Source organism: Facklamia sp. P12932 (assembly GCF_050409545.1).
Taxonomy (GTDB): domain Bacteria; phylum Bacillota; class Bacilli; order Lactobacillales; family Aerococcaceae; genus Facklamia.
This window is the reverse complement of the sequence record NZ_JBNUPG010000034.1, coordinates 1-7,335: the sequence shown is the minus strand read 5'-3', so window position 1 is coordinate 7,335 and position 7,335 is coordinate 1. Positions and strand designations below refer to the sequence as shown.

Here is a 7,335-nt window from a genome sequence, read left to right as displayed (position 1 = left end):
AAATAAAGACCCGAGACAAAATGCGTGGACATTTTATCTCGGGTCTTATTTTAAAGGTTATAGCAAAAATGGACTTATGATACAGCCCCCTTTAATTATTAATACCACCCTTTTGATTGAGAATGTGACCAAGCTCCAGAAATCGATCCGTAACGACTTACCATATAGTCATACATCCATGATAATTGAGTATAAGGGTTGCTTTGCCAATCTTCACCATGAGAAGCCATTTTATTACCTGGTAAAGCTTGTGGTAATCCATATGCTCCAGAAGACATATTTTTAGCAAATGTATTCCACCCGGACTCACGATTAATAATAGCCTTCCAATAACCTTGCTCAACATCAGAAACACCTTTCTCAGCAACTATTCTTTCAAACGCTGCATAAGGGTCCGTACTGCTATTATCTACAAGCGTTGTTTCAACTCTTTCTTCATTCGTTTCAAAAGTTATTTCTTCATAGGTAGATTCAACATAACTAGTCGTTTCAATACTGGTAGTAATGCTAGTTGTAATATCTGAAACGCTAGTTTCAATTAAATCAGTATTAAAATCAGTAGACTTAATTGTAGTGGCTGTTGTTTCAAAGTCTTCAGTAGTCAGCTGTTCCTCGATAACTTCATTGCTCGTGGTAGTCATTTCAACAACTGGAAGAATTTCTTCACTAATTTCCCGAGTTGTTTCGACAACTTCATTAGGCATAGCTTCCTCAAAAGTAGGTAATTCTTCTTGAACTTCTTCAAAGTCTTCAGCTGCCTCAATTACTAAGAGACTCTCTTCTGTTTGAGCCTTTGTATTAATTGAACTGCTTTCAGTCTCATAAGCTGTAACTGTTACTTCTTCATCTCCTTGACTATATGAGATCGTCCCAGAATCTGAGTTAAAACGCAACTCTGCTCCAGCTATGATTAAATCTGGATTAGCTATTTGGTTGATTTGAGCCAAATCATTGACCGATATACCAGTTGCTCCAGAAATACTACTTAAAGTGTCGCCCCATTGAATCACATAGACACCATCTTGTTTTTCAGTCATTAGATTGATTACACGACGTATCTCATTAACTGTTCTCTGCTTCCAAACCATCGCAAGACTTCCTTGATAATTATCGTCCTGAGCTAAGATAGTTGGTTGAACAGTTACGACTTGCAACAATAGTGACGAGATAACTAAACTTATTATTGATTTTTTCATAAATACTCCTTAACATGATCACCTTGTTGGTGAATTATTATTAAAATTAATATATAAGATATCTTAAACAAGTTTATTAATAAGTGCACGTTTTTTTAGCACTTGTTACCTATGATTAAGCAAACCGATTAAAGATAGCAATATAGGTTACAGTGATATTACAATCAATCAAGCAAGATACACTTCAAGCCTTTTATAAAATTATGTTATAAATAAAATAACATATACGTTGGCTTATTTTATTGTTTAAGGATTATTTAATAGTACTATCATACTAATATGAAGGATCTTTATTGTTTAAAAAATAAAACAATTACATATTTTTATAATTTAAACCTATTCTAAAAACCATTTATACACTACTTTCAAACAACCTTTGCTTATTACAACTTAAAATGGTATCCTTATCTTGCTAGCTAAAATATTATAAGTATCTACTATTTTCACCATTTAATAATCAGTAAAAATTTTAAGCAAAATTAAATGTAATATAAAAAACACAAAAAATTCTTACTTTAAAAGTAAAATATGTGATACAATCTGACTAGGCATAAAAATAGATAGAAATGGAGGGAAAAGATGCAAACATACGGAATGAAATCAAAAAAAATGGCTAGATATGTTAATGTACTAAAACTTTTATCACACCCTATTCGTTTTTCAATCGCATTGCTATTAAAAAATAACGGTGTTATGAATGTCAGCAAAATTCAACAAGATTTAGAATTAACTCAATCTACCGTCTCTCAACACATTAGTAAATTACGTGAAGCAAAAATTGTCTCTGCGGACCGTGATGGAACTAAAATTTATTATTCCCTTTCTAGCGATACAGCCAAGCTCGTCTTAGAAACTTACGAAAACAGCTAAACTGAAAGCATTCTTACTAAAATAAAAGGGGCTGGGACAAAAGGGCTGCTCAGCCCCCTCAAAATTTACAGCGAGCCTAGATTGGAAAGTGACTTTCCAATCTAGGCTCGCTGCTTTGGGTATTTACGTAGATTATTGGCCATAAATATTCGCTCGACATCGGTCTTAGAAAAGCTATTGCGACCGTTGGATGTCGCTTGATAAGTGGTGTGTTTTTCTTTACAAGGAATAAAATCCTGGGCAATTTTTTGGTGATACTTTTTGAGACGACAGCGCTTCTTTTTGCGTTCATCCGCTCCGGCAACAGTTTGCGTTTCAATCGCTCGGTTAAGCGTTTCAATTTCTTCACTTAAGAGCTGCTGAATCTCAGATTGAATCTGTTCGACTACCTCATGAATTCGCCTAAACACTATGATTTTCAGGGAATAAACAATCCATTTCCAGTGGCAAGTAAGTGTGATTCATAGTGTACTGTTACTAGATAGAAAGCCCCTCCTAAATGGTTTTGTGATTACTACTATTATAGCAGGAAACGCTTTCTATTTTTTTATTGTTAAAGAAAAAGTCCGATTAACAAATGGATCGTTGACCGGACTTTCTTTAATTGTTCAAGGCTTTTGTCCCAGCCCCTTTTATTTTTTAATTATAATTGTTTTCATCTAACATCATTTCTGTGGATTGCCTCAACATTTCTTGCTCTTTTTCCTCTAAATAAGCTTGGGGATTTGTTACTTTTTGCCATAAGAGCGAACGATTACTAACATAGACATCAAAAACAGCTTTAGATAATATTCCCATTTGATCAGGAACAGCATCGTAATTATAAGGATTTTCTGTATACACAGCTAGTGTGTAGGTTCCATAATCCGTTTGAAAAGCTGCGACATCATTTTGTTCTGTCGATCCTAATCCTGTTTTATTCCATGTGGTAACGTATGGTATAAATGCAGAAAGATATCGCCATGGATTTGTCATTAATTTTTGAATTAATTGACCATCCCAAGGTTCGCCATTCAGTTCATTACGTGCCATTAAAGCGAAATACATAGCAGCATCCCCAGGCGATGTCTGAAATCTGCGGTTGGTTGATCCATGATAATATTTTCCATCAACAAAGGTATCTTTTAGACCAAATTTATGGACATAAGGTGTAATCCATTCACCTTCGCCAGCTACTTCAATTAACATATTAGCAGCTGTGTTATCAGAATATAAAGGAATCAAATCTACTAAGTAATCCACAGTGTATTGCGACCCACTAGGGTCTCCTTGAATAACTCCAGCACCTGGGACGCGGTTTTCATCAGATAAAATAACCATAGAATTGGGTGACAACTCACCAGTTTTATAAAGCTCATAAATTTTACCTAAAACATAAATTTTTTGAGTAGAGGCTGGGAAAAATATTTGGTTATTTACTGAAACCTGGGTAAGATGCTCACTATTAACAAAAGAAGCTCCTGCCGTTGCACTAATATATCCCAAATAAGTCTCTAATATAGCTTCTATTTCATCTAAAAGCTCTCTTTCACTATAATAGGTTAAAACGTAATCATTATATGAAGAATCTTTTCTAATCCAACCAAGCTCATCATAGCCAAAATAAACATGTAACCAGGTTCCGTATTGATTAGTGAGTTCCTGTCCTACTTCCATTGGACTGTCTATCATTCCTTGAGTATTTAGTAAATAACGTGAACTGGCTAAACCAGGCGGATTTGAGTAAATTTTTAAATCAGGAGACTTAATAAGGATGCTGTACTCAATTGTTTTCAGAGTGAAATGCTCTCTTTTTTTATGAGGAGTCATGTAGAAAGGATATTTATTAACAGCAAAAAGATCCTCAACTTGTTTAGCTAATAATTCACTGTTGTTCAGATTTTCTTTTAAACCATCTTGATAATAACCTTTAGTTTTATCTTCTTGAAACCATCCGGTGAAGGGCGAACCACCTTGATAAAGTATCTTTTTCAATCCATCTCTTTTCCATACAAGTTCCGCCACTCCAATTTCTTCAACAACTGGTTTGCGATTAATAGACGATTTTAAAGTCGGCTTAATAAGTTGAGGTCGATTATAAAATCTTGGCATATAGTGATCGTTTAATTCAGACGAGAGTGAGACTTTTTCAGATTTAGCGTTGGTTTGTAAGATTGGATCTTTTCTTAAATTAAGATCTACTTCCTCAAGGTTAATGCTGCTATCAATCGGCTTTTTGAAAAAGTTTTCAATAATATAACGATTAGAGGAAGAAACAAAAGTGAAATAAAGTGTTGAAAAAAGAGTCGCAGTAATTAAAAAAGAAAGCAATTGTTTTTGATAACTATCATTCAAATTTGTTCGCTCCTTCACCTGATGTTATTGGTAAATATATCAATAGGATTTTAAGAACCCAATCTTAACTAATAATTTTAGGTATAAAATAATCTAACAGTTCTTGAGTAAAGTAAATGGTCGGGTAATCTTGTTCAAAAGTAGATAGGCTTAATTCCTCTTTCAAATCAAAGGGATCAACATTAAGAGATAATGAGCGGTCGGAAATAAATGCTTCGTACTCATCTTGTAAATTAGCATACTCATTTTTCTCATATCTTTGATTGGCAATTAACCTAAAAACAAATTCCTCAAAAGCTCTCTCTTTAATTCGCTCATAAGGATTACCAGCCAATCGAAGGTGAATTTGTACATAATCAGAAAAAGAGATATTCTTTACTTTAGCTATCGTTTCTACTCTTTTTAGATACTCATTTTGAAAAAGCAACAGCTCACTTTGATTAATGATGGTTTGACTGGTTTCAGCGAAAAAAGTGAATAAGTAAGGCAGTAGTTGATCATAAAAAAAGAACTCAGCCACACGATGCTTCAAATCATTATAAAAAAAGCTTCTCAAGTCTTGATAACTATAGATATTCGGAAGATTTAGATTGAATATCACTTCATCTGACAAATTTTTATTATTTGGATAATTTAGATTGGTTAGTTCCTCCACTTTTTGATCAACTTGTTTATTTAAATACTCTTCATCAATTTGAAGATATTTCTTAGGAACCAAAATATCTTCTTTTTCAAAATAACTTTCTACTGTACTAATCAAACAGATCACCTCTTTGAAATAACATAAAATTATCGACCTATCTATTATACCTTAACGTTGCCCTATAAACTACCTTATAACTATTGATTAGGTGAGATTAATCAATGTCGTTAAGAATTCCTGACTTAGTGATTACTTTCATTCGATGATGTGGTTTCTTTTTTTTGTTTTTTTGGCTGATCAATTCCTTATACCGTTTCTTTTTATCTTTATATTTTAAATAACGATTGTACAACTCTTTAGATAAATTCCCTTTTTTGATGGCTAGTTGAATAGCACATCCAGGCTCATTCACGTGCGAACAATCATTAAACTTACATTTAAGCGAAAGGTCATATATACTTTGAAAAAGAAGCGTTTCATCTGCATCTCTATGGGATGAAATAGTTTTAAAGCCTGGTGTATCAATAATATAAGAAGAGGTTTTTTTAAGGAAATACATAGAGGAAGAGGTGGTTGTATGCTTGCCTTTACCATCATTTCTAACGTTTTGAGTTGACAGTTCTTCTTTTTGTAAAATAGTGTTTATTAAAGTAGACTTTCCTACCCCTGATGATCCAATTAGAATAGAAGTTTTACCTTTTTTGAGAAGATTCATTACTTTTTGATACGATAAAGGATCATGAATTGATAATTGATTAATTTTCATTTTAGGATAAACCTTTAAAATAGTATTTTCAATAGTTGAAGCTTCTACTTGATAGTCTGATTTTGAAATAATAATTTGAATATCCTTAGCCATATTAGAAAAGGTAGAGACATAGCGTTCGAATTTTCCCAAAGAAAACCTCTGATCAGCTGCAATAAGAATAAATATTTGGTCAACATTTGCAGCTATTAATTGTTCTTTAGCATTATATGCCAAACTTTTTTGTGATGTGCTTTGAGCTTTAGTAATCAAGCTATCTCTTTTGAGAAACGTGGATATTTGATGTTCTCCCGCATTCTTTTCAACTAAAACATAATCACCTACAACAAAATCACTATTTTTTAAATTTACTCGAACCGAAATAAATTCGTCTTTTTTATTATGAAGCGTTAGAAATGCATTATTACGACTTGTGATGCGATAGATATTTAAATCATTATTTAAATTATATCTAGAAATGTAAGAATTAATACCATAATCTTTGTTTATCATCAATTAGTCTCCTATCTAAATTATCCTTTTATGCTACATAAAGCTATCTGTTTTCGTAAATATGATGAATTTAGAAAGACAAAATAAATTCTATAATTTTTAAAATATAATTAAAATAAAAAAGAATCTAAGATTAACTTAGATCCTTAAAAATATAGAAAATGACTAATGATAGGGTGGTACGTAAAAACAAATAACCCTAGCAAAAAACCATTGAAGAGTTTTTAGATTAGAACCTAAATTTTTATATTCTAAATTCATCTTGTACCACTCCTTTCGAATTTATAAGAAAATTATACTTTACCAATGAAAATAAAACAATAAAAAAACCTTCCTATCCAGGAAAGAGTTTAAAATAAATAGCGGTGGTCGGGGTCGAACCGACACGCCGTGTAACCGGCACTGGATTTTGAGTCCAGCGCGTCTGCCAATTCCGCCACACCGCCGTAATAGATATAAGGCGGTAGTCGGATTTGAACCGGCGATCAAGGTTTTGCAGACCCGTGCCTTACCACTTGGCTATACCGCCATGAAACTGGGGTAGCTGGATTCGAACCAACGAATCACGGAGTCAAAGTCCGATGCCTTACCGCTTGGCTATACCCCAATAATAAAATATAAATAGGCGACTGATGGGAATCGAACCCACGAATGTCGGATCCACAAACCGATGCGTTAACCACTTCGCCACAATCGCCATCATACTTTTAACAGGGACTGTAGGAATCGAACCCACACTGACGGTTTTGGAGACCGTTGTTCTACCGTTAAACTAAGTCCCTAAAAAGGAAAATGGTTAGCAATCCCTATTAAAATGGAGGGGGGCAGATTCGAACTGCCGAACCCGAAGGAGCGGATTTACAGTCCGCCGCGTTTAGCCACTTCGCTACCCCTCCAGCAATGGCTTGAGACGGAATCGAACCGCCGACACCTTGAGCTTCAATCAAGTGCTCTACCAACTGAGCTATCAAGCCTAGAAACGGTCCGGACGGGATTTGAACCCGCGATCTCCTGCGTGACAGGCAAGCATGTTA

Annotated in this window: 6 protein-coding genes and 7 tRNA genes; 1 reads left to right on the top strand and 12 read right to left on the bottom strand. The window is 34.0% G+C overall.

Annotated elements, in window-relative coordinates:
- Positions 1-98 precede the first annotated feature (98 nt).
- Positions 99-1,196, bottom strand: a complete 1,098-nt coding sequence (locus tag ACQV2P_RS08380) for a LysM peptidoglycan-binding domain-containing protein (protein WP_428874556.1) — start codon at positions 1,194-1,196, stop codon at positions 99-101.
- 579 nt (positions 1,197-1,775) lie between these two features.
- On the opposite strand from ACQV2P_RS08380, the gene ACQV2P_RS08375 reads away from it, so the two are divergent.
- Positions 1,776-2,066 carry an ArsR/SmtB family transcription factor gene (locus tag ACQV2P_RS08375; protein ID WP_428874557.1) on the top strand — a complete coding sequence of 97 codons (291 nt, stop codon included), beginning with the start codon at positions 1,776-1,778 and terminating at the stop codon, positions 2,064-2,066.
- A gap of 101 nt (positions 2,067-2,167) precedes the next feature.
- Here ACQV2P_RS08375 and ACQV2P_RS08370 read toward each other — a convergent pair whose 3' ends face one another.
- The 11 genes from ACQV2P_RS08370 to ACQV2P_RS08320 form a co-directional block, all read right to left on the bottom strand.
- On the bottom strand, positions 2,168-2,476 hold the full coding sequence (locus ACQV2P_RS08370; protein ID WP_428894881.1) for a hypothetical protein: 309 nt from the start codon (positions 2,474-2,476) through the stop codon (positions 2,168-2,170).
- Positions 2,477-2,705: 229 nt separating this feature from the next.
- Positions 2,706-4,400 carry a serine hydrolase gene (locus tag ACQV2P_RS08365; protein ID WP_428882502.1) on the bottom strand — a complete coding sequence of 565 codons (1,695 nt, stop codon included), beginning with the start codon at positions 4,398-4,400 and terminating at the stop codon, positions 2,706-2,708.
- Between the two features lie 64 nt (positions 4,401-4,464).
- The gene (locus ACQV2P_RS08360) at positions 4,465-5,160 is read right to left on the bottom strand and encodes a hypothetical protein (RefSeq protein ID WP_428874560.1); all 696 of its coding nucleotides are present in this window, start codon (positions 5,158-5,160) and stop codon (positions 4,465-4,467) included.
- Between the two features lie 97 nt (positions 5,161-5,257).
- Positions 5,258-6,301: a ribosome small subunit-dependent GTPase A gene (gene rsgA, locus ACQV2P_RS08355; RefSeq protein WP_428894880.1), complete on the bottom strand. Its 1,044-nt coding sequence runs from the start codon at positions 6,299-6,301 to the stop codon at positions 5,258-5,260.
- Between the two features lie 360 nt (positions 6,302-6,661).
- A tRNA-Leu gene (locus ACQV2P_RS08350) sits at positions 6,662-6,747 on the bottom strand.
- A 12-nt stretch (positions 6,748-6,759) separates the two neighbouring features.
- Positions 6,760-6,830, bottom strand: a tRNA-Cys gene (locus ACQV2P_RS08345).
- 6 nt (positions 6,831-6,836) lie between these two features.
- Positions 6,837-6,908: transfer RNA gene (locus ACQV2P_RS08340), tRNA-Gln, on the bottom strand.
- 17 nt (positions 6,909-6,925) lie between these two features.
- A tRNA-His gene (locus tag ACQV2P_RS08335) sits at positions 6,926-6,998 on the bottom strand.
- Between the two features lie 14 nt (positions 6,999-7,012).
- Positions 7,013-7,083, bottom strand: a tRNA-Trp gene (locus ACQV2P_RS08330).
- A 33-nt stretch (positions 7,084-7,116) separates the two neighbouring features.
- Positions 7,117-7,197 (bottom strand) — tRNA-Tyr (locus ACQV2P_RS08325).
- Positions 7,198-7,202: 5 nt separating this feature from the next.
- A tRNA-Phe gene (locus tag ACQV2P_RS08320) sits at positions 7,203-7,275 on the bottom strand.
- Between the last annotated feature and the right edge of the window lie 60 nt (positions 7,276-7,335).